We start from the raw sequence: 21582 nt of genomic DNA on the forward strand, positions 1-21582 counted from the left end.
CACAATTCAAGCGCCGGCTGCATTACCGCTGTTCATTTTCCTGTCTGACAGCCGCCTCAATATGCGTTTCCGGCGCTTCCATGATATTCCAGCATAACGCGGCGCCTTCAAATCCGTGACGCCTGACCGCAGCCAGGGATTCCGCTATATAGTCCGGATCCGTCCTGACAATTTCCTTATCATAATTGATCTCAATCCCCGGATATTTCCCGCATGCAACCTTCCCCACCGCATCCAGCTGGGTTTCCAGCAGGGTGATGCCTTCCGGAAGGCTGACGCGGCCTCGGGCCTTGGGGGCATGCTGTTCAAACAGCGCGTATTCATATCCGATTCCCGCGGGAGCGTCTGTCCTCCGGTAAAGCATCGGCTTGATGAAGTCAGCGTACTTCGTGATCATCCCGTAGTTCTGGCCCACAAACCGGCTGACAACCGGAGCAAACAGATCCAGCCCGACAATCAGGCCTTTCTCCTTGAAAAACCGGCTGAGATCCCAGACTGACTCGGCTATGATTTCTTCCTTTGCCTCAAAAAAGCGCTGGGCCAGCGGATCTTCCAGGACAAACTGCCCGTCCGTCGGATAAGCCGACATGTCAAAAAAGGAATCCTTTTTCAGCTCATATTGTTCCCGGACAGCATCTGTATTCACGCCTTTTTGCCGGAAAACCTGCCTGCAGTTTTCACACCCGCAGCTTAAAACGCCGGACGCACCGGTCACAAAGGACTGGCTCCTGACCCTGTCCAGGAATACCCCGTCAAAGCCGCATTCAGCAAAATAACGCTCATATACGTCCTTCACAGCCTGGATATTCCGCCGGGACGACGGGCAGGAAAATACGAATGCCTTCCCTTCCTGCTCGACGGGAGTTTCAATCGGTCTCCCGAAAAGGTCCACCGCCGGCTCGGTCTCCGCCACGTCGCTGATCTCCGTAAAGACCGGAAGCCAGAGCACCATCTGGATGCCCTTTTCGTGAAGATACGTCCCCAGCGTCCTGTAAACTGCCGCATCCGTATTCCAGCCGATAATCACCTTTTCAACCGGAATCCGGGCGGAAATCTCTTCAATTTTGCGGATCATGTCCTCCGGCTTGTCATGTTCCGCGTGCCATGATCCCGCAAATATCTGCAGTATGTATTTCATGGGTGCTTCTTTCCTTTTCTGTTATGAGTTCCAGATCTGCTCTAGTATATCATCTGCACACGCAAAAAAACAGCGGATCTGATACAGAACGCGGCCCCGGTGACAAACACCGGGGCCGCGCTGCACATACTGGATTATTTCTGCGGTTTAATCCGCCAGTATCCTTGGGAATTCCGGTCCAGAAGGCCTTCCGAGATCAGGTCCCGGCGGATTGTGCAGAAATCGTCATGAAAATCCGCAATGATGATATTCACTTCCCGTTCCGGATAAATCCGGTCATACTCGAAGGCGTCGGCAATCACTTCCAGCACGATCCGTTCCTTCTTCTGCTGGGCAGGGATGGCTTTCAGCTTTCCGTATTCAAAGAAGGCATTGATGACCTTCTGGCGGTATTCTTCGTCCCGCTTCGCCTGCTCCCGGGCCTCGTCAGACTCTTCCTGGATAATCTTCAGGATGCTAACCTCAAACACAGCCTTGTTCAGCGAGTACATCATATAGTACTGGCTTTTGTAGGATGTTACAGCCCCGGCATCCGCCAGCTTCTTGAGATGGAAGGATACCGTCGGTGCGGAAATCCCCAGTCTTTCGGCCAGGCGTTCCACATACATATCCTCAATCGCCAGCGATTTCAGGATCTGTAGCCGGGATTTATCCGACAGGCATTTGAAAAGCCGGATAGCTTCGGTTTCTGTCATTCTGCTCCCTCCCATACCTTTTCAAACTGTTCACGGATTTCATGAACCACGTCCAGTTTGACCTGCTCTGTCTGCATCCTGGCCAGGTCGTCGTGTTCCTTCGCCTTTTCATACGCGGTCTTCCAGCTGGCCGGAATGGTCTCCGTCCACCCGATAAAGAACTGCTTCACCGCGGCGGGATCTCCCCTGCCGATCCGCACGCCCGCCCCCAGCATAGTACGGTAATTGTCATAGATATTGCCCTTCACTTTTTCAAAAACTGCTTCATCCTGCCGGTCATCCGCAGTCAGTTCCCGGTCGCGCTGTCCGCACGCCGCAATCTTTTCATCAAACCATTTGTTCATTTCAGATACTTTCTGTTCAATCATACTGTTACCTCCATTTATCCGCATCCGGTATAATCGATGTAGCCGGCGCTTGAAGTCCATTTCGAAATACACATCATTACCCTGGCGCATTTTTATCATATCATAGTCTAATCGGATTTGCAATACTATTTAGATGTTTATCTAATCATTTATTCGAACAGCAAGGGAAATGAGAAAAAGAGCCCCTGATTCCTCAGGGGCTCCCGCATTCTGAAACTGTTTATTTCAGCATGGATACCGCGTCCGCGATGGTCTTTTCCAGCGCTTCATGACCGTACTGGTCCACCGCCGCCTTGTTCTTTTCACCGTGGGTCAGGTTGCCTGCCCCGCCGATACAGCCACTGATGCAGGCCATGCCTTCGATGAAGTTCGCGTCCAGGGCATTCCGGCTCTTGCGCATCAGGGCAGCCTTGCACTCTTCAATACCGTCGCAGGTGCAGGCCTTCAGTTCAAACTCGTCCAGCTGCTGTTCCTTCAGCGCTTCGGCAACCGCGTCGGACAGTCCGCCGCTCCGGGCAAAAATCCGGCCGAAGTAGGAGGCATTGTCCAGCGTTGCCTCCTCCAGGGTGGTCAGGTCAATATCCCGGCTGTCAAACAACGCCTGCAGTTCCTCAAAGGTGATTGCCGCGTCCACATAGGGCTTCACGCTGTCCAGCTGCACCTCCGCCTTCTTGGCCGTGCAGGGCCCGATGAAGACGATCTTCACGTTTTCCTCATGTTCCTTGATATACTTGGCCAGGGTTGCCATCGGGGACATATTGTGGGAGATGTAGGGAGCCAGTGCCGGGAAAGCGGTTTTGACGTAGCGCACAAACGCCGGGCAGCAGGAGCTGGTCAGGAATCCCTTCTCCACCAGTTCCCTGGATTCCGTCTGCGCCACCATGTCACCGCCCAGGGCCACTTCCACCACCGTATAGAAGCCCAGCTTCTTGATGCCGGTGATCACCTGTCCCAGTTTCACGTAGTTCATCTGGCTGCCGATGGCGGGCGCCACCAGCGCGTACACCTTATACTTGCTGTTGTCCCGGCTCCGCTTCAGCATATCGATTACATTGATGATAAAGGACTTGTCAGAGATGGCGCCGAAGGGGCACTGATATACGCACGCACCGCACTGGATGCACTTCTCGTCGTCAATCTTCGCCGCGTTATCCTCGTTGATCGAGATGGCTTTGATCTTGCAGGCATTCTGGCAGGGCCGCTTGCGGTTCACAATGGCGCTGTAGGGGCATACCTTGGCGCACATGCCGCATTCCACGCACTTGGTTTTGTCAATGTGCGCCTCGTGCTTGTGGTCGAAGGAAATCGCGCCGCGCTTGCACACGTCCTCGCAGCGGTGGGCCAGGCAGCCCCGGCAGGATTCCGTAACCTGGTATCCCACCGCGGGGCAGTCGTCGCAGGCAATGTCGATCACCTGGATGATGTTGTCCGAGTTTCCACCGCCCATAGCCAGCTTGACCCGTTCTCCCAGGATCGCCCGCTCCTTGTATACGCAGCAGCGCATAGTCGGCACCTTGCCGGGCACAATGGCCTTCGGGATGTCCATCACGTTTTCCATCAGCGTATCATTCCAGGCGTGGCGCGCCACTTCCCGCAGCACTTTGTATTTCAGATGTTGAACCTTCGTATCAAACTTATGCATGCTCTCACCTCAAAAATAACTGACCTTGATCCGTTTGCCCATCTTCTGCAGTGCCGCGCTCAATTCCTGGACCAGGTTCATCTTAATGCTGAAATTGATCGGCAGGTCCGGGTTCTGATGCGCCGGATTGATTGCCCGGCCTACATAGAAGTTGATATCCGTCGCTTCCTCAAACAGCAGCTGGCTGATCAGGGAAGCCCCGTCCTTGCGATTGCTCCATTCGTCGTAGCAGGTATTGTCCCCGATGAAATCCTGGGCGTACTGCACCACCCGGTTCACCGTGATCACGCCTTCGGTCACCAGGTCCACACCTTCCAGCTTCGCGATGGGCGGAATGTCTCCCTCGTAGTTCAGGGAAGGCCGCAGCGGCTTGTTCAGCCACTTTGCCGCCAGGGAGGATGTGGTTCCGCCGCAGATGATATGCTTCCCTTCCTTGGCAAAGAACAGGCTCATCATCCGGTCCGTATCGTCCCGGTTTCCGGGCGGGCCGAAGAGCATATTCATCGGCACCCGCCTGCGCATCCGCACCACACAGGACGTGGCGTCATCGCCGGGCTTCCCGCCGTACAGCCGGTCGCACTCGTCCACCAGCATGGTGGACAGCAGCTTTGCGGAATACCCGCACAGGTTCATGGCCTCCATGTAGGAGATGATATCTTCCCGCTTCCAGCCGAAGTTGTATCCTACGCCGATGCCGGCATGGGGACAGCCGTCGCTCATGGCAATGAACACGTCGTTTTCCTGCAGCCGGATCACCGAGCGGTAAATCTGCTTCCCGCCGATGGACATCTCTTGCCGGGGATAGTCCCAGTTGGCGCCGTCCCGCAGCAGGATCACATGGGGATTGTCATACTGGATCACTTCCGCCATACGGTTCTGGATGATCCGCAGGATGGTAAAGGTGGAATAGGCCACGCCCCGCACCGAGCAGACCGGCAGGGTGGCGGCGATGGTTTCCACGCACTCTTCCAGCGAAAGGCCCGCCGCCAGCATGGTGGAAATGATCTTGCTGGTCAGGGTGGACAGGATGCTGGCCTTCACGCCGCTGCCCAGTCCGTCCGCCAGCACGATCACCGTGGAGCCATCCTCCTGCTCGGCGATATCCACATGATCGCCGCACAGCTGTTCGCCTGTATGGTTAATGCTTTTGAAGCCGATATCGCAGCAAAGATCATTCATTGGTAATCGACTCCTTCAGCTTGGACAGCGCAATCTTGGTTTCCGCAGCGGTCTCGCCCAGCATGGAAGCAATCTCCTGCACAATGCGCATCTGCTTCTCCACCACCTTGTCTGCCACTTCCACCGTCTGCCGGCTGATCTCTTCCTTCTCTCTGCGCGTTTCCTCTTCCATGGTCACGTCGCGCATGATGCACAGGATCATCCGGCCTTCCTCCGCGGGCACCACGGTCTGCTCCACATAGCAGCCGTATTCGGTCAGGTATACCCGCTCGTTGAAAATCCCCCTGTGGGTCTTCTGCACCTTCATGAAGGGCAGCGGATCCAGGATGCGCACCACCTGGTCGCCCAGCACCGCGCCGGCATCATGGATATTCAGCAGCTTCATCATCATGGGGTTGATCTGCTGAACCTCCAGCCGGTCATTGAGCATCAGGATGCCGTTGGGGGAATTGCGGGAAATGGCGTCCGTCATGTTCTCCGCCTTGTTCATCAGGAAAGGCAGGCACATGGAGATTTCGGCCTTTCCCTGGTAGATGGCAATCGCCTTTTCCCGGCACGTATCGTATCCGCAGGAGCCGCAGTTCAGCTCCTGGCTGGGCTTGAACTTGCCCATTTCCCGCAGGATCTCCGTGATTTCCGCTTCTGACGGCATGGCCGCCTTCAGGTCAATGGGCTCAAAGAACTTCCGCATCTGCCGGTTCTCCGGCTGCCGGATTTCAAAATCGCTGTCCCCTGCGAAGGAAGACACCGCAAGGTAATCCTGCACGGGGCTGCACCGGTTCTTTTCCATCACCGGGCCGCCCAGGCAGCTGCCCTTGCACGCGCTCATCTCTATAAAGCAGTGGTGGATCCTTCCGCTCTCGATGTCCTTCAGGGCCGCGATGCAGTTTTCCACGCCGTCCACTGCCAGGTAGGTATAATCCGGTGCGTCGCAGTCCATGGTCTTCAGGATGCCGCCGGTTGTAGGAAAGAACCGTGTCCGGCTGTTGGGTTCAGGGGTGATATCCTGCCGCAGGCCGATCTTCTCCGCCCGCAGCCAGCTGGTCAGTTCCTCAAAGGTCAGCACGGCGTCCACGATTCCCTCGTAGTATTCCGCCTCATCCTTCTTGGCCAGGCAGGGTCCGATGAACACCGTCTTCGCGTTGGGAATCCGCTTTTTGATGTCCTGGCAGTGGGCCTGCATGGGCGAAACCACGTCCGCCAGGTACTTCAGCTCCCGCGGGAAGAACTTCTGGATCAGTAGGTTGACGCTGTGGCAGCAGGAAGAGATGACGATATCGCGGTCATCCTCCCGCAGCATACGGTCGTATTCCCGCTTCACCTGGGTAGCTCCCAGGGCGGTTTCCTCCGCGTCCCGGAAGCCCAGTCTCTGCAGGGCTTCCCGCATGCTTTCAATACCCACGCCGGGATAGTTTGCGATAAAGGAAGGCGCCAGGGAGGCCACAACGGGCTCCCCGCTCTGGATCATTACCTTCACCTTTTCCGTCTCGTCCACAATCTGCTTGGCATTTTGCGGACAGACAACAAAACAGGTACCGCACAGGATGCACTCATTGCCGATAATATGGGCCTGGTTTCCCGAAAAGCGGATGGATTTCACCGGGCAGTGCCGGATACATTTATAACAGTTTTTACAGTTTGTTTTTTTCAGTGTCAGGCCGTGCGGCATGCGGCTTCCTCCTTGCAAAAAGGCGCCGGGCGGTGTTTCCTCCGCCCGGTGCGTATTGATTTACGCCAGCTTCGCCTTCACTTGTTTCTCAAAAAATTCCTTTACGCTTTCAGGTGAAACGGAGAACAGTGCCCCGTCCACGGTCACGCACACACCCTGCTGGCATTTGCCCATGCAGAAGGTGCCGCCCAGTTCGATCCGGTCTCCCAGATCATTCTCCGCGATCAGGGCCTGCAGCTGTTCAACTACCGGCCGTGATCCCTTGATGTGGCAGGAAGACCCGATACACACTGTGATTTTCATATGCTTTATCCTCCGTTCTTATTCGTACTCCACCACGTTGACCCATCTGAGCAGGAATTCCCGCTCCTGTTCGTTGCCCTTCACCGACTGGCTGGCCGCCACAATCGGCATCCACTTCTGGACGTACCGCCTGTCCGTGTTGCTCTTTTCACAGAACAGGTCCAGGTACTTTTCAGCGCCTTCGGTATCGCCCTTCAGGCAGAACAGCAGGTAGGTCCGGGCCGCGTCGGCGGAGGCATTGCCCTGGGTCACATGGCTCCAGTCCAGGATGTAGGGCGTTCCGTCGTTCGCGATGATGATATTGGAGGGACGGAAGTCGCCGTGGCACACCTTGTTGTGCTTCGGCATTCCCTCCAGCCGGGTATGAAGATCATACCGGATGGTGGCGTCCAGGCTGGCCTGGCTGATCTTGCGGTTCATCTTGTCCTTCAGCTTGTTCAGCAGCGGGCAGGTTTTGCTCTGCACTTCCAGCTGCAGGTCCACCATCTGCCCGATGTATTTGTCCTTATCGTCGGGGTTTTCTTTCATCAGCTGGCTCAGGGTTTTTCCGGCAATAAATTCGGACACGATGGTCCATTTTCCGTCCAGCACGGTCACTTCCAGAACCTTGGGGATATGCAGTCCGGTTTCCTCGATGCGGGCCTGGTTCAGCGCTTCATTCAGCACGTCTGCCTTGGAATATTCAGCGTTGAACACCTTCAGGCACCGGTCTCCGTCCCGGTAAATCGTCTTGGCGTTCCGTACGGCAATTACTCGATCCTGATTCATTGTCCTTCCCCCTTTCACAGCTTATGTCCGGGACGATAGGCTTTCTTGGCCGCGTCATCCTCGTAGGTGGCAATGTCATACTCAGTGGGCTTGGCCGTTTCGGTGAAGTGCTTCCCGCCGTAGTAGGCATTCAGGTACATCTGCTTGATTTCGCTCATCAGCGGATACCGGGGATTGGCGCCGGTGCACTGATCGTCGAAGGCCTGCTCTGTCATGGCGTCCAGCCGGTCCAGGAAGTCCTTCTCATCCGGCACATAATCCCGGATCGTGGACTTGATGCCCACATAGGCTTTCAGGTCATTGATCTTCTTGATCAGCGCTTCCAGCTTGTCTTCGTCGGTACCTTCCGTAATGCCCAGTGCTTCCGCCACTTCAGCGTACCGCCGCATGGTGTGGGGATATTCATACTGGGGGAAGGTCCCCATCTTGGCCGGGGTTTCCGCGGCGTTGAACCGCAGCACCTCTTCAATCATCAGTGCATTGGCCACGCCGTGGGCAATGTGATGGAAGGCGCCCAGCTTGTGCGCCATGGAGTGGCACACACCCAGGAAAGCGTTGGCGAAAGCCATACCAGCCATGGTGGCGGCGTTGGCCATCTTCTCACGGGCTTCCACGTCCGTCATGCCGTCATCGTAAGCCCGGGGCAGGTAGGTGAAGATGTTCTTCAGTGCCTGGATGGCCAGTCCGTCCGTATAGTCGGTTGCCAGCATGGAAGCGTAGGCTTCCAGCGCGTGCGTCACCGCGTCGATACCGCTGGCCGCGGTCAGGCCCTTGGGGGCGGTCATATGGAAATCCGTGTCAATGATTGCCATATTTGGCAGCAGCTCGTAATCCGCCAGCGGATACTTTACGCCGCTCTGTTCATCGGTGATAACCGCGAAGGGAGTCACTTCGCTGCCGGTTCCGGCGGAAGTGGGGATCGCGACAAAGTACGCCTTTTCGCCCATCTTCGGGAAGGTATATACCCGCTTGCGGATATCCATGAAGCGCATGGCCATGTCCATGAAGTCAACCTCGGGATGCTCATACAGCACCCACATGATCTTTGCCGCGTCCATGGCGCTTCCGCCGCCCAGGGCGATGATCACGTCCGGCTGGAACAGGCGCATCTGCTCGGCGCCGGCTTTGGCGCAGGCCAGGGTCGGATCGGGCGCTACGTCGAAGAAGGTGGCATGGCTGATTCCCATCTCATCCAGCTTGTCGGTAATCGGCTTGGTGTTGCCGTTGTGGTAAAGGAAACTGTCTGTTACCACGAAGGCCTTTTTCTTTCCCATCACGGTTTTCAGTTCGCTCAGGGCCACCGGCAGGCAGCCTTTCTTGATGTATACCTTTTCAGGAGCGCGGAACCAGAGCATGTTTTCCCTTCTTTCCGTCACGGTTTTGATATTCAGCAGGTGCTTCACACCCACGTTTTCAGACACGGAGTTTCCGCCCCAGCTGCCGCAGCCCAGCGTCAGAGAAGGCATCATCCGGAAATTGTACAGGTCACCGATGCCGCCCTGGGAGGATGGGGTGTTCACCACAATGCGGCAGGTCTTCATCCGGGCCGCGAAAGCATCCAGCACTTCCTGCTTCTTCTGGGTATTGATATACAGGGAAGCGGTGTGGCCGTAACCGCCGTCCGCGATCAGCCTGTCAGCCTTCGCAAACGCGTCTTCCAGATCCTGTGCCCGGTACATTGCCAGCACCGGGGATAGCTTCTCATGGGCGAATTCCTCGGAGATATCCACGGATTCAACCTCACCGATCAGCACCTTCGTGCCTTCCGGAACGGTCACACCCGCAAGCTCGGCAATCCTGTATGCGCTCTGTCCCACAATCTTTGCGTTCAGGGCGCCGTTGATCAGGATGGTCTTCCGGACCTTGTTCAGCTCTTCTCCCTTCAGGAACCAGCAGCCCCGGGCAGCGAATTCAGCCTTCACGCTGTCATAGACGCTGTCCACGACGATCACGCTCTGTTCAGAAGCGCAGATCATGCCGTTATCGAAGGTCTTGGAATGGATGATGCTGTTGACTGCCAGCAGGATATCCGCACTTTCGTCGATCACCGCGGGCACGTTGCCGGCGCCCACGCCCAGGGCTGGCTTGCCGCTGGAGTAGGCCGCCTTCACCATGCCGGGACCGCCGGTCGCCAGGATAATGTCCGCTTCCTTCATCACGGTGTTGGTCATTTCAAGGCTGGGCACGTCAATCCAGGAGATGATGCCTTCCGGTGCGCCGGCTTTGACCGCTGCTTCCAGCACTACCTTCGCGGCAGCGATCGTGGCCTGTTTGGCACGGGGATGGGGGCTGATGATAATACCGTTGCGGGTCTTCAGACAGATCAGGGATTTGAAAATGGCAGTGGATGTTGGGTTTGTGGTCGGAATCACGGCGGCCACCACACCGATGGGCTCCGCAATCTTCTTCATACCGCCGGCTTTGTCTTCTTCAATCACACCGCAGGTTTTGGTGTCCCGGTAGGCATTGTAGATATATTCGCTGGCATAGTGGTTTTTGATCACTTTGTCTTCCACCACACCCATGCCGGTTTCCTCAACAGCCATCCTGGCCAGGGGAATGCGGGCCTGATTGGCGGCGGTTGCCGCTGCCAGGAAAATCCTGTCCACCTGTTCCTGGGTGTAGGAGGCGTACTGGCGCTGTGCTTCCCGCACCCGGGCTATGGCAGCCTCCAGTGTTTCCGGGCTGTCCACCGTTTCATAGGTCTTCTGATCCATGTGAATCCTCCTCCGTTGTTTCATTGGACATGCCTGCTACGATCTTCAGGCAGGCAAGGGATAACGCAATGTTTTCATGCTTCACCGTCACGGTATCCGGTACCCGGATCGGCACGGAAACAAAACTGAGAATCGCTGTGATGCCGCTGTTCACCATCTGGTCCGCAGCCTCCTGGGCCGCTCCTGCCGGTACGGTCAGGATCCCGATGTGAACCTCATGTTCCCGGCACCATCCGGTCATCTCTTCCATGGGAAGGATCGGTTTCCGTTCGTGGCTTGAATCGGTCACGCGGGTATCGAACGCCGCCGCGATCTCCAGCCCGTACTCCCGGAATCCGTCATAGGCCATCAGGGCCCTGCCCAGTTTACCGGCGCCGACCACCACCGCAGGGATCGTCTGCTTCATGCCCAGCACTGCTTCCAGGTCTTCCCGGAGCCGCTCCGTCGGATAGCCAATCTTCGGCATCCCCGCCGGACAGATGCTGGCCAGGTCTTTTCGAACCTGAACCTCGCCCAGTCCCAATGCCCGGGCAACAGTCGCGGATGAAACATTCTCCGTCTGTACGGTGCGGATAAACTGCAGATACAACGGCAGCCTACCCATCGTCGCTTTGGACAGCGTACTGCTCCTCATGGCCCTTCCCTCCTTGCCGCGGGTTATTATAGAAGATCAGGCGCCTCAGCGGAATTACCAAAACCGTATATGAGTTATATATATATCGATAACTCTTTATCGATATATCGATATAAAAAGAAAACCCGCTCCCTCCCGAAGCAGGTCAACCCCTTGAAAACTCAACAATCTATACTCTTTTCAATTAGCCTGACAACACGCAAGGCTGTCATTCCGACCGTGGAGGGCGAACCTCTGAGGGCAGCCAGTGGCTGAAATTCCTAAGAGGGTTTGTAGCGCCTGGAGAAAGAGCCAGTGGCTCTTTCTCAGCGGAAAACGGGCGGCAGCCCCGAGAGGTCAACCGAAAGGAAGTGAGCTCTCCAGTGGAGAGTCACGACCATTGAGGTTGCGGATATCCCTTACTACGTTCGAAGAACGTTTATAATCAAAAAAAACCGCACCTGCAGGTGCGGTTTTATCCACCATTTTTAAGTCTTAAGTCTTCAGTTTTCAGTATTCATTACTGAAAATGCATCATGCATTTTCAGCCATCATGCAGTTTCTCTTCGAAATTGTCAGTTCCGTTATAAACTGCTTATCCAGCTCTGTCAGGTGATAATTCTTCCTGCGGATCAGCACGTCCCGGTACAGTTTCTGGTTATCCACGCAGCGTCTCTGCACCAGGTGGAGGTTCTTCAGCAGCCGCTCCGGAATCGGGGAAACCCACATAAAGGTTTCCGGGTTTTCCGAAAGCAGATCCATCTGGCTGCCCCGCTCAAACACATAAATCCTCCGGGGAATATCCGGCAGTTCTTCATTCTTGACCACGGACAGCGGCATGGAGGGTACATAGGGATCCGCATGCGCGATCTGGATATATCCGGCCAGGTCTTTCATCCGGATGGTCTCCATTTTTGCCAGCGGGCTGTCCTCATGCATGATCAGACAGTAGGTGAATTCCATAATCAGGTCCCCGGTCAGGTCCTTATCTTCCAGCATCTCCCGGAAATACTTTTCATGCTTGGAGGCATACCGGAGGATGCCCAGGTTATACCCTACCTCCAGGATGTTTCTCACAGCCTTCAGTACATTGGTTTCCTGGTAGAAAACTTCCGCGTCATCCTTGCTCAGTGACCGGGAAAAATGGGCAAAAGCGTCGGAGATGTAGCTGGCCCGCGGGGCGGAGATGGAAAAGCGCTGGCAGGCCGGCTGTCCGGACTTGTACATGTGTTCCATGTCGTCCACCTGCTCCAGGATCTTCCTGGCCCGGCCCACAAACTCCTCCCCTTCCGGGGTCAGGATCATACCGTGGGCACTGCGCTGGAAAATGGTAATCCCCAGGTCGGCTTCCAGTTCCTTGATTACCCGGCTCAGGTTGGGCTGGGCTACATGAATTTCTTCCGCTGCCTTGTTGATGGAGCCGTTGTCCGCGATGCTCACAGCATACTTCAGGTGCAGAATGTTCACGCTTTCATCTCCCTCGGTCTCAACGTAAAAGAATGCCCGGAAAACCAGATCGGACATGTCTATTATAACACAACAGGCAATTTCTGCCAGTGCCGCTGCAGGCTGAGCAAAAACCGGAGGCCTGTCTGAAAAGCCTCCGGTCCTGTTGACTGTAATATGCCGCGGTTTTTTATTTCTTGATTTGCGCCAGGGCATCGTTCACGGCGGCAATCAGGGCTTCGCTGGTCTTGGTCGCGCCGGAAACTGTATCAATCTCGGTGGAGTTAGCCGCAATGATCGCGTCGGGAATGGCCGCAAAGGCCGGATCGCTGACGCCGGCAGTTTCGTTGTGGCTCAGCACTTCAATCTTCGCGATCTTGTCCCCGTCCATGGTGACCTTCACCTTCACCTCGCCGCCGATTTCGCTGATGCCGGTGCCGATATACTCATTGGCTGCCAGCGCCTCCTCTGCGGGAGCGGCTTCCTCTTCCGGTTCAGCCTCTTCGTATCCGTACAGGACGTTCAGCAGGGAAATGGCTTTGACTGCCACTTCGGCCGTCACAGACGCGCAGCGGGCTTTGCGTTCCGGATCCGCCATCTTGTATCCGGTCGCCGCCATATAGGTGCCTACGGAATCAACGCAGTTGATGGAGTGGGCCACGGTAGTGATGGATTCAAATTCAGGCTGGTATTGCGGGAAGCTGTGTTCCCGGTACCAGGCAAACAGCTGGTCACGCACAGCAGCCGCGTCCTGGGGTTCGCACACCAGGCCCACAAACATCAGGGCGCCCGCCAGGGAACCGCAGAGCGTTCCCGCGCCAAAGCCGCCGCCCATCAGGGCGCATGTGCGGCCGGGAACCATCTCATTATAGGGATAGCCGGTCACTTCACTCATGATGTCGATGATGCCGCCAAAGCATCCTCCGCCGCAGCCTCCGTATTCATAGAACTTTTCATAGCAGCGCTTCAACAGCTCATCCTTGTCCAGCGGCACATATTTCCAGGGCCATACGGGAGTTTCCTTCCCTTCCGCCACAACAGGCAGCGGCAGGCTGCTGACTGCGACCGCACCCAGTGCGGCTTTTCCGGCGGTACGCAAAAATTCACGGCGGTTCATGTCCATTTTTTCATTCTCCTTTTCTGTTTTTCAGTCTGTGTGTACATTTCAGACATCTGGTTTCATTTTACGGAAAGCCCTCATTCCTGTCAACAGCGTCCGGAACAAATTGCATGCCGCCAAATAAAAAAAGCATCCGGTTTCCCGGATGCTTTACAGTCGTTCTTATGCGTTCTGCGCTTCCTGCGCCTCCTGCGGAGTCTTTTCAGCCAGCCGCCTGAAGCCGAGGACCGCCACGATCACGCCGAGGACAAACAGGGCTGTTGCAAAGGCGAGCTGCAGGATGTTCCCCGCGGTCGGATCACCAATCAGCGTAATGATCTTCTGTACCAGGGCCGTCAGCGTCACGCAGAGCATGATGACCATGGGGATCCACAGCATCCATCCCTTGCGGTTGGTCTTCTTCAGGTAAACGGCGCAGGCAATGAGTGCCAGTGCGCTGAGCAGCTGGTTGGCGCTGCCGAACAGCGGCCAGATGTTCTTGTAGCCCATCTTCGCCAGGATATAGGCCAGCACCAGCGTAATCACCGTCGCAAAGTATTTGTTGGTTACCACCTTGCGCCAGGGCTTCATGTCCTCATCCTTGATGGAGGCGTCCAGGAACAGCTCCTGGAAGGACAGCCGGCCGATCCGGGCAACCGAGTCAAGGGAGGTCAAGGCGAAAGCGGAAACCGCCAGATTGATCAGCGTGAAGATAATGTTATGGGGCATGCCCAGCTTCTCCAGGAAGTTGGCAACGCCGCCCGCAAACACCTGCGTGGGGGTGGAATAACCAGCCGCCGCGGCTTCTCCCGCCGCGAAGCTGGCCACTGCGATCAGGGAGATCACAGCCAGCAGGGATTCCATCAGCATGGCGCCGAAAGAAACCGGCAGCATATGCTTTTCATTCTTAATCTGCTTGGAGGCTGTACCGGAAGAAACCAGGGCATGGAAGCCGGAAACGGCGCCGCAGGCGATGGTCACGAACAGGATCGGGAACAGGTTGCCGGTTCCTGCCACCGTGAAACTGGTGAATGCCGGCAGGTTGATGCTGGGATTGGTCGCCATGATACCAACCACCGCGGCCAGGATCATGAACACCAGCAGGTAGCTGTTCAGGTAGTCCCGGGGCTGCAGCAGGGCCCACACCGGAACCACGGAAGCAATCATGATATAGATGAACACGATGATATGCCAGGTATTGGCCGGAATGAACACCGGCAGGGCCAGGCCCACCGCGACGCCGACCACCAGCAGGGCGATGGCAATCAGGGTGTTGACCCATTTGTTCATCTTGGAGAACCGGAGCAGGAAGCCCAGGGCCACCGCTTCGACGATAAACAGCATGCTTGTGGTCGCAACGCTGCCGTTGGCAGTAATCCGGGCGCCGTCGGCGGCAAAGCCGTTGAATGTGCCGGCAACCACGTCGGCAAAAGCTGCAACCACCAGGATACAGAACAGCCAGCAGAACAGCAGGAAAAGCTTCTTGCCGACCTTGCCGATGTATTCCTCAATGATATAGCCGATGGTACGTCCCTTGTTCTTCACAGAGGCGTACATAGCGGAAAAGTCCTGCACAGCGCCGAAGAATACGCCGCCGATCAGGACCCACAGCAGCACCGGCACCCAGCCGAAAACCGCCGCCTGCACAGGACCGTTGATGGGGCCAGCGCCGGCAATGGAAGCAAACTGGTGTCCGAAGACCACATGGGTATCGGCAGGTTCATAGTCAACGCCATCCCGCAGTTCGTAGGCCGGCGTCTTGGTTTTGGGATCAATACCCCACTTTTTCGCCAGCCAGCGGCCGTAAACGAGATAGCCGGCGCCCAGTACAACGATGGCAATGATCATCATGAGTAAACCGTTCATAATCAATTCATCCTCCCTCGTATGAATAACTTGTCCGGACTATTTTTCAGTAAGCTATCACTGCATCCCCGGATTGTCAATTGAAATACAAAAAGAACGCAAAAAAAGAACTCCTGATGCTTCAGGAGCCCTTCTGCCTTGTTGCCTTACGTCTTCAGATTGTGATTTCTCCGCGCAGGCTCTGCTCCATTCTGGAGCGGATTTCCTTCTCCTCCAGCCCGCAGCTGAACAAATAGTACAGCTTGGCAACGGCAGCCTCCGTGGTGATGTCATACCCGCTGACCGCGCCTGCGTTCCGCAGTGCCTCCGAGGTCTCGTACGCACCCAGTGCGACGGTGCCGTGCGGGCACTGGGAGCAGACGATAATAATAGTTCCGTTTTCACTGGCCTTGCGGATAATCGGCAGCAGCGCGTCCGAGGATCCGGGAATGTTGCCGGCGCCGAAGGTTTCGATTACGATTCCCTTCAGCCGCTCTGTCATAATCGAATCAAACAGTTCAAACTGAATTCCGGGGAAAACCTTGATAACCCCGATGGGAACGCTCTTCAGGGTCTGCAGGGAAAATGTCTCTTTGCAGGCCGGAAGCAGTGCGGGGAAATTGTACCGGATCTCAATTCCCACCTCCGCCAGCGGCTGGAAGTTTGGGGATTCAAAGGCGATCAGGTCATCCGCGGAATACTTGATGGACCGGTTCCCGCGCAGCAGCTTCCCGCCGAAATACAGGCACACCTCATGCACCCGGTCATCTGCCGCCACCTGCATGGCGGTAATCAGGTTGTCCCGGGCGTCGTTCCGGATCTCGCACAGCGGAATCTGGGATCCGGTCAGGATCACCGGTTTGCTGTTGTTCCGCAGGGTAAAAGAGAGGGCCGAAGCCGTATAGGCCATGGTATCTGTTCCGTGGAGGATAACAAATCCGTCAAACCGGTCATAGTTGCCGGCAATCATGGTGCCGATGGTGTTCCATTCCCTTACGGTAATGTTGGAGGAATCCAGCAGCGGATCCATGTCCACAACTTCCCAGTCCGGCATGCCCTCTGCCTTAAGCTCCGGAATGGCGTCCAGCAGCTGATGGAACTTCTCCTTCTGCGGGGCATAGCCGTGGCGGGTCTTCATCATGCCGATGGTTCCGCCGGTATAGATAATCAGTATTCTTTTCCGTTCCTGTTTCATGCGTTCCTCCGGGCAGTGTTTGTTCATTCAAACCGGACTATTATCCCAGATCCCTGCTCATCTGGCAAGCATCAAAAAAGAGTTCCTGATATTCAGGAACTCCGTTTTCAGTTCGGTCAGGATTTGACGTGCACGTCCATCTGAGGGAACGGAATGGAGATACCGGCGGCGTCCAGCGCCCGCTTTCCTTTATCCAGCAGCCGGAAGTTCACCGGCCAGTAATCAGCGGTTTTGACCCAGACCCGGACTGCAAAATCCAGGCTGCTGTCCGCGCACTTGGAAAGGACAATCTGCGGAGCCGGATCCTTCAGAACGGCTGTCTCCTGGCCCACCAGGTCGTTCAGCACCCGGTACACCTGATCCATATCGCTGCCATAGTCAACAGAGAAAGTCAGATCCAGCCGTCTCGTTCCCTCCCGGGAGAAATTGACAATGGTCGTATTGGTCAGGGCACCGTTGGGCAGGCAGAGCTGTTTGTTGTCCACGGTAATCAGCTCCGTATAGTAAGCGCCCACGGTTTTGACGGTGCCTTCGCTGTCGCCGATCTTTACGTATTCCCCCGCCCGGATCGGCCGCAGAATCAGGAGAATCAGTCCGCCGAGCAGGTTTCCTACTGCGCCCTGCAGCGCAAGGCCGATGGCCACGCCTCCGGAAGCCAGCAGCGTCAGAACGGAGGTCATGGGAATACCTATAATATTCACGGCGGTCAGGACCACAATCGCGGAAAGGGTGATCTTGACCAGGTTCTGCAGGAAACCCCGCAGCGTCGGTTCAATCGCGTGGAATTTCTTGTTGTGCTTGAGAATATTGCCGATCCAATGAACCAGCAGGAATCCTATCACAAGCACCGCGATACCGCCGAGAAGCTTCAGTCCAGCATCCTTGAGCCAATTCATGATACTGTTGCTGCTTTCCGTAACCATGCTCCTGTTCCTTTCTGCTCTTATGTACTTTTATTCCTGTCCTGAGACGGGTTCATTATATCATCGGCCCGTTCAGCTCTGCAATTATTCATCCCCGGTTTTTCTTCAGATCCTCATATGCTTCCGAAATCCATCGGTGCGGCATGAGCAGCAGTTTGTTTTCGAACTGATAACGGATATAAAAGAAGCAGGCCTCTTCCAGGGATTCCTCGGCCATTTTCTTCAGCTCCTCATAATAAGGCGGAACCCCTTCCTGATCCCAGGAGATCTTGTCCGCGATAAAGACAAGCTGGTCATACGGACCGGCGTTTTGCTTCAGGGTCGTGTGGCATTCAACCGCACTCAGGATATCCTCATCCCGGATGCCGAACTGTTCCTCCGCAATGATCCTGGATATCCGCTGGTGCAGGAGAAAATGATATTTCTCCTCTGCCGGATCAATCGGCATGCCGCGTTCCACAGCCGTCTCATACATTTCCAGCGGCGACATCACCGCACTGATGTCATGCAGCAGCGCCGCCGTCCTGGCTTTCTGTATATCCAGCTTATGGATCCCCGCCAGCCATGCCGCCGTCTCCGCCACTTCTTCCACATGCTTCAGCGTTTTGACCTTGTTTCGGGTCAAATAGGTGTCTCTGATCAGTTCTTCATTCATGCTGTCAGGCTTTCCCCTTACAGAACGATTTCGTAGTATAGATAATCCCCGGTATATGCGCTTTTCGTCTCATTGGGCTTCCTGTCATATAGAACGAAGCCAACTGACTCATAATTCCTCGGAGCGATCAGGTTACTGTTGGTACACACAATGATCCGCTTCAGTCCCTCATACGCCCGGATCCTGCGCAAGGCCTCTTCCAGCTGCAGATGTCCGTATCCCCTGCGCTTGTATTGTTCCCGGATACCGTTATGGCCGATCTCGACGTAATCCGGTCTGTGCCGCGGATCCCACGTCACAAACCCGATCGGTTCTCCGTCCAGGCAGGTGACCAGGCTGTATTTGTCGGCAATCTCCGGATTATCATAGAAGAAGTCATCCGTCTCCTTCCAGTTCTCCTCCCAGATCTGCCGGTTTCTTTTATCGTAGGAATAGGCGTCCGCAAGGATATCATAGAGCGTGCCCCGCGGGAAATCGGTAAATTTCTTAAACTCAATCATTTGCCTTATACCTTTTTCCCTTCTTTAAACATCCTCATCATCTCATTGGTGAGGCTCAGGTTGTTCGGCTGCAGGACGATGTCTTCCCGCCGTACCCATTCAGCATATTTCAGTTCATTCGGATCCATCCGGATCACGGACTCCTCGTCCGCGCCACAGTAAAAGCCCACCAGCAGGTCCTGCGCCATTCCCCAGGGCTGGGACTTGTAATACCGGATGTTATGCACCCTGACGCCGGTTTCTTCCATAACCTCCCGATGCACGGTCTGCTCCAGCGTCTCGCCGATTTCCGTAAAACCGGCAACCAGCGCGTTGTGCGCATAGCCTTTCCGGTACCGGGTGATCAGCAGGCTGTCACCTTTGATGACGCCGACAATGACAGCCGGATTGATCCTCGGATAAACCACATGCCCGCAAATGCTGCATTGCAGGGCCCGTTCCGCGGAATGGCATCTGTTTTCCCCGCCGCACCGTCCGCACCGGCGGTTCTCGGCATACCACCGCCACAGGTGATATGCGGTAAATGCGGCAAAAAGCTCTTTGCCGCTGCCGGCGTCCCGCAGCTCCCGCACTGTCCTGAATTCAAACCCCGGAAGCGCTGTCCCGGCGGGTGTCAGCGCGCAGAAATACCTGTCCCCATCCACCGAAAACAGATAAACTGTACCGTCTGCCGGAACCTCTTTCCCAGTGGTAAAACGAATCTTTCCGTCTCCTGTTCTGACAAGTATTCTTCCGTCCACGTCAAAAAGCAGGACGAAATCTTTTTCCTCAGGGATTCCCGGCCTGAATGCGTTGTCCAGCCTGGATGGTTCAATATCCTGGATCATATTTCTGATTCTCCATACACAGTCTTATTTTCCAGGTTATCATAGCTGAAAACTGCTTTACGATCAATAACGTGATAACGGAACAGCAGACGACTTTCCGGTTCTTTTTTCGCGTTGAACGGCTGAAATCAAAAAGACTCCTGTTTTCCAGGAGTCCGTTTTATGAAATGCAATGCCTTATGCGTTTCCGTTCACAATATTGATATACATCTCCTTCGGGATCATCGGGGTTTCCAGCCTGGCGATTGTCTCCGCTGAAAGCTTCAGGCTGGCGGCATATTCCTCCCCTGCCTTTTCAAAGCTGGCCAGCAGCGGATCCGCCAGCGGTGCGGCTTCCGGGACGTTCAGCATGGGAGTTTCCGGAACACAAACCATTTCCAGGTTGCCGAAGCACTGCCTGCACTGCATCTTCAGTCCGTCAAAATTTCCTTCCCAGTCCGGGAATCCGCATCCGCAGAGAACCACCGTATGTATCCTGGAAAAATCGACCAGGGCTTCATGCCGTACCCTTCCGTTCTCCTCCTGGCGCATATCCATTTTGACCAGCGGGATTGTCCGGTCCAGGAACGCCTTCAGGTGGGACGGCATGCCGTAGCAATACAGCGGAAAGTTCCAGATGATGATGTCGGCACTCCGGTATTCGTCCAGGAGGGCATTCTGGTCATCCTCAATCACGCAGTGACCGTCCAGCTTCTGCCAGCAGCCGAAGCATCCCCTGCAGGGGGCGATCTTTTTGTCAATCACGTTGACGATCTGAACCTCGTGTTCCTGGTTTTTATTCAGTCCCCGCAGGAAGGCTTCCGCCATCCGGAAGGTATCGCTTTTCTTCTTGGGGCTCCCGTTCAGTACAAGTACTTTCATAACATACGCTCCTCTTCTCAGTGTAATGGATCTGTTTAGCTCCCGGATCCAGGTCAGAACTTCAGGTTCCTGATCGCTTCCACCAGGTTCCTGCCGTAGACTTCCGCTCCCAGCGCATTGGGATGGAGATTGTCCAGGAAGTACTCCGGAAGGTGCGGAACCAGTCTGAACCCGTCAACCACTTTCACATTGGAATAACGGCCGGCGATCGCTTTCACGTTTTCGCAGAAGCGGATCAGCACGGGAATCTGTTCCGGCAAATCCCCGCGCCATAGGGGTGAAATGCAAAGAACCGGGATCCGTTCTCCGTAAATTCCGATCAGCGTTTCATAGTATTCTTCCACGTCTTTCATGGTTTCACAGCCGAACTGGTTTGTTCCCAGGGCCACAATAATCTTGTCCGGTGTATAGCCTTCCATCTTCATCAGGGACTTTTTGTCATAGACGTATCCGCCGATTCCCTGGTTGATGATATCGTAGTTCAGGATCCTGTTGGCCACGCTGACGTACGTCATCGCGGAGCGAAGCGGTCCGTAGCCCTGGGTAATCGAATCCCCGAGCCACAGCACCTTTTCATTCTTGCGCGCCGGAGTAAAGGATCCGTCAATCTCGCAGTTGCGGATCAGCACGGTCGCGTCCGCAGGAAGATAAATCACAATATCCTTTTTCCCTTCCGGAAGCTTCCATTCCAGCTTTCCTTCCTTCGGCAGGTCCTTCACGTAACGGATTTCGGTAATCAGTCTGTCAACCATCAGTTCAAAGGAGTCCGGGGATCCCTCCCAGATAAATTTGTATTCAAAGGAAATCGTCCGGGCGTCCGTGGTCATCTCCAGCGTCTTGGCGGTAGTGGCCAGGCACCGGTCATACCAGAAATCCAGTCCGATCTTGATGCAGGATTCAAAATATGCCACCTGCTCCTTCGAATACTGGAACGCCTGCAGCCAGCCGTCTTCTGTCTCATCAAAAGTATAGGCGCCGAAATAAATGCTTTGCAATTCCTTGTTTGTCATGATCGTTTTCCTCCAGTGTCATTAACTGCGAATATACCATGTGTATAGCCGGAAATCAACAATATCACAAAAAGCGAGAAGCGACAGCAACAAATGACAGGCTGCTGGAACAGTTCATCAGAATGATCT

The 21582-nt window shown here is 55.3% G+C and carries 20 protein-coding genes; all 20 read right to left on the reverse strand.

Translation table 11 applies throughout. The features are described 5' to 3' along the window. Positions 1–22: 22 nt before the first annotated feature. The 20 genes from JYE49_RS08020 to JYE49_RS08115 all read right to left on the reverse strand — a co-directional run bounded on the left by JYE49_RS08020 (position 23) and on the right by JYE49_RS08115 (position 21453). A complete protein-coding gene (locus JYE49_RS08020) occupies positions 23–1138 on the reverse strand; it encodes a hypothetical protein (protein WP_093957191.1) in 1116 nt (371 codons plus the stop codon). Between the two features lie 134 nt (positions 1139–1272). Next, entirely contained in the window at positions 1273–1833 is a 561-nt protein-coding gene (locus tag JYE49_RS08025) for a DUF2087 domain-containing protein (RefSeq protein ID WP_093957190.1), read from the reverse strand. Continuing rightward, positions 1830–2201 (reverse strand): hypothetical protein, encoded by a 372-nt coding sequence (locus JYE49_RS08030; protein ID WP_093957189.1) that lies wholly within the window; start codon positions 2199–2201, stop codon positions 1830–1832. The genes JYE49_RS08025 and JYE49_RS08030 overlap by 4 nt, the downstream gene beginning before the upstream one ends. Before the next feature lie 220 nt (positions 2202–2421). After that, positions 2422–3843, reverse strand: a complete 1422-nt coding sequence (locus tag JYE49_RS08035) for a 4Fe-4S dicluster domain-containing protein (RefSeq protein WP_093957188.1) — start codon at positions 3841–3843, stop codon at positions 2422–2424. Positions 3844–3852: 9 nt separating this feature from the next. Next, the gene (locus tag JYE49_RS08040; protein ID WP_093957187.1) at positions 3853–5022 is read right to left on the reverse strand and encodes a SpoIIE family protein phosphatase; all 1170 of its coding nucleotides are present in this window, start codon (positions 5020–5022) and stop codon (positions 3853–3855) included. Continuing rightward, positions 5015–6691 carry a [Fe-Fe] hydrogenase large subunit C-terminal domain-containing protein gene (locus tag JYE49_RS08045; RefSeq protein ID WP_304582559.1) on the reverse strand — a complete coding sequence of 559 codons (1677 nt, stop codon included), beginning with the start codon at positions 6689–6691 and terminating at the stop codon, positions 5015–5017. The genes JYE49_RS08040 and JYE49_RS08045 overlap by 8 nt, the downstream gene beginning before the upstream one ends. Before the next feature lie 60 nt (positions 6692–6751). Further along, positions 6752–6994 carry a (2Fe-2S) ferredoxin domain-containing protein gene (locus tag JYE49_RS08050; protein ID WP_093957185.1) on the reverse strand — a complete coding sequence of 81 codons (243 nt, stop codon included), beginning with the start codon at positions 6992–6994 and terminating at the stop codon, positions 6752–6754. 18 nt (positions 6995–7012) lie between these two features. Continuing rightward, positions 7013–7762 carry a phosphotransferase family protein gene (locus JYE49_RS08055; protein ID WP_093957184.1) on the reverse strand — a complete coding sequence of 250 codons (750 nt, stop codon included), beginning with the start codon at positions 7760–7762 and terminating at the stop codon, positions 7013–7015. A gap of 14 nt (positions 7763–7776) precedes the next feature. Then, positions 7777–10479, reverse strand: a complete 2703-nt coding sequence (gene adhE, locus JYE49_RS08060) for a bifunctional acetaldehyde-CoA/alcohol dehydrogenase (RefSeq protein ID WP_093957183.1) — start codon at positions 10477–10479, stop codon at positions 7777–7779. Continuing rightward, the gene (locus JYE49_RS08065; protein ID WP_093957182.1) at positions 10460–11113 is read right to left on the reverse strand and encodes a redox-sensing transcriptional repressor Rex; all 654 of its coding nucleotides are present in this window, start codon (positions 11111–11113) and stop codon (positions 10460–10462) included. The genes adhE and JYE49_RS08065 overlap by 20 nt, the downstream gene beginning before the upstream one ends. A gap of 513 nt (positions 11114–11626) precedes the next feature. After that, on the reverse strand, positions 11627–12616 hold the full coding sequence (locus tag JYE49_RS08070; RefSeq protein ID WP_283399372.1) for a LysR family transcriptional regulator: 990 nt from the start codon (positions 12614–12616) through the stop codon (positions 11627–11629). A 112-nt stretch (positions 12617–12728) separates the two neighbouring features. Then, positions 12729–13661: a C-GCAxxG-C-C family (seleno)protein gene (locus JYE49_RS08075; protein ID WP_304582564.1), complete on the reverse strand. Its 933-nt coding sequence runs from the start codon at positions 13659–13661 to the stop codon at positions 12729–12731. Positions 13662–13820: 159 nt separating this feature from the next. Then, a complete protein-coding gene (locus tag JYE49_RS08080) occupies positions 13821–15503 on the reverse strand; it encodes a carbon starvation CstA family protein (protein WP_093957180.1) in 1683 nt (560 codons plus the stop codon). A 154-nt stretch (positions 15504–15657) separates the two neighbouring features. Further along, complete coding sequence (gene ansA, locus JYE49_RS08085; protein ID WP_093957179.1) at positions 15658–16677, reverse strand: asparaginase; 1020 nt, start codon at positions 16675–16677, stop codon at positions 15658–15660. A gap of 116 nt (positions 16678–16793) precedes the next feature. Beyond that, positions 16794–17573 (reverse strand): mechanosensitive ion channel family protein, encoded by a 780-nt coding sequence (locus JYE49_RS08090; protein ID WP_179217310.1) that lies wholly within the window; start codon positions 17571–17573, stop codon positions 16794–16796. A gap of 115 nt (positions 17574–17688) precedes the next feature. Then, on the reverse strand, positions 17689–18255 hold the full coding sequence (gene yqeK / locus JYE49_RS08095) for a bis(5'-nucleosyl)-tetraphosphatase (symmetrical) YqeK (RefSeq protein ID WP_093957177.1): 567 nt from the start codon (positions 18253–18255) through the stop codon (positions 17689–17691). Positions 18256–18272: 17 nt separating this feature from the next. Next, complete coding sequence (locus tag JYE49_RS08100) at positions 18273–18755, reverse strand: GNAT family N-acetyltransferase (protein WP_093957176.1); 483 nt, start codon at positions 18753–18755, stop codon at positions 18273–18275. A 5-nt stretch (positions 18756–18760) separates the two neighbouring features. After that, positions 18761–19582: an NAD(+) diphosphatase gene (gene nudC / locus JYE49_RS08105; RefSeq protein ID WP_093957175.1), complete on the reverse strand. Its 822-nt coding sequence runs from the start codon at positions 19580–19582 to the stop codon at positions 18761–18763. Between the two features lie 177 nt (positions 19583–19759). Beyond that, a complete protein-coding gene (locus JYE49_RS08110) occupies positions 19760–20443 on the reverse strand; it encodes a flavodoxin family protein (RefSeq protein WP_093957174.1) in 684 nt (227 codons plus the stop codon). A gap of 53 nt (positions 20444–20496) precedes the next feature. Beyond that, the gene (locus JYE49_RS08115) at positions 20497–21453 is read right to left on the reverse strand and encodes an SGNH/GDSL hydrolase family protein (protein ID WP_093957173.1); all 957 of its coding nucleotides are present in this window, start codon (positions 21451–21453) and stop codon (positions 20497–20499) included. Positions 21454–21582 lie beyond the last annotated feature (129 nt).

This window comes from Aristaeella hokkaidonensis (assembly GCF_018128945.1).
GTDB classification, from domain to species: Bacteria; Bacillota; Clostridia; order Christensenellales; family Aristaeellaceae; genus Aristaeella; species Aristaeella hokkaidonensis.